We start from the raw sequence: 1,114 nt of genomic DNA on the forward strand, positions 1-1,114 counted from the left end.
AAAAGTCACGATAAATTTATCGTGACTTTTTAATTGCTATTCATTTTTACTGCTACTATGCCAGTTCAATAACCTTTTTTTTCTAAAAACTCATTTAAAACATTATCAACAATTGCTTTAATAGATGTATCTTGATCTAATGCCATTTGACTTAAACGTTTTTTTAAATTTGTATCCACACGCATCGTAGTACTTTTAGAAATAGGTTTATAATTTTCAGTATATTTAACTGACGAAGTATCTATATCATCTAAAAATCCTGCCATTATTTTCACTCACTTTCAATCACTTGTATTCTATCTACCAATTCTATATAAACTTTATTAAACATGTGTATTACTTTTTTATCATGCATATCTTTATTTCTTATACCCTCAGCACCAAATTTTTTAATTCTTTCTCTTTGATAAATTTGATTTTCAAATAGAGCTTGTGAAAATGCATTTTTAGACATATTTAATATTTTCTCATCCACTTTTCCACTTCGTTTAATCAAAACTGGGACAGCTCCAATCAATTCAAAAGGCAAATTCGATTCATTTTTTCTATCTCTTAAAAAGTTTACAAAAGACAAGCTACTTTCATAAGCTGATTGTTGTGTTTGAAATACCATAAGAATATAATCGCTTGCATATACAGCATTATTAGTAAAATCAGAGTTAATAGTCGGTGGTACATCAATAAAAATATGGTCAAAATCATACATTTCCCTAATCTTTTCTACTACATTTTTTAAAATATATCTTTTCTTCAAAATATCTGTTTTAGAAATTATATCAGACAAATTAGCTAATGAAGAGTCAGCTGGTAACAATGATAATTTAGACGATAACCGAATCATACTATTTTCTAAATTTCCGGTTCTAAGCATATCTATAAACGATTCATTTTCCTCTGGTGCTTCGACATATGTCCGTTTCATAATTTGCGTAGCGTTCCCCTGTGGATCAAAATCTATAAGTAATACTTTCTTACCATACTGCTCTGATGCTATATAAGAAAGTATTGTTGCTACCGTTGTTTTACCTACTCCGCCTTTAAAATTTCCAACTGTTATTACACTCAAATAAAAACCCCCTATGATGTTACATGTAACATGTTACTGATGTTTATT

The 1,114-nt window shown here is 28.6% G+C and carries 2 protein-coding genes; both read right to left on the bottom strand.

Going from position 1 to position 1,114, the window contains the following annotated elements:
* Positions 1 to 65: 65 nt before the first annotated feature.
* The gene (locus tag HMPREF3241_RS03445) at positions 66 to 266 is read right to left on the bottom strand and encodes a hypothetical protein (protein ID WP_002485209.1); all 201 of its coding nucleotides are present in this window, start codon (positions 264 to 266) and stop codon (positions 66 to 68) included.
* 5 nt (positions 267 to 271) lie between these two features.
* Positions 272 to 1,066, bottom strand: a complete 795-nt coding sequence (locus HMPREF3241_RS03450) for a ParA family protein (protein ID WP_002485211.1) — start codon at positions 1,064 to 1,066, stop codon at positions 272 to 274.
* Positions 1,067 to 1,114: the final 48 nt, after the last annotated feature.

Source organism: Staphylococcus sp. HMSC34G04, assembly GCF_001838765.1.
GTDB lineage: Bacteria > Bacillota > Bacilli > Staphylococcales > Staphylococcaceae > Staphylococcus > Staphylococcus epidermidis.

Bases quoted from the DNA above. Each gene is read 5' to 3' on its own strand.
- HMPREF3241_RS03445 (WP_002485209.1), bottom strand. From the start codon at position 266: ATGGCAGGATTTTTAGATGATATAGATACTTCGTCAGTTAAATATACT.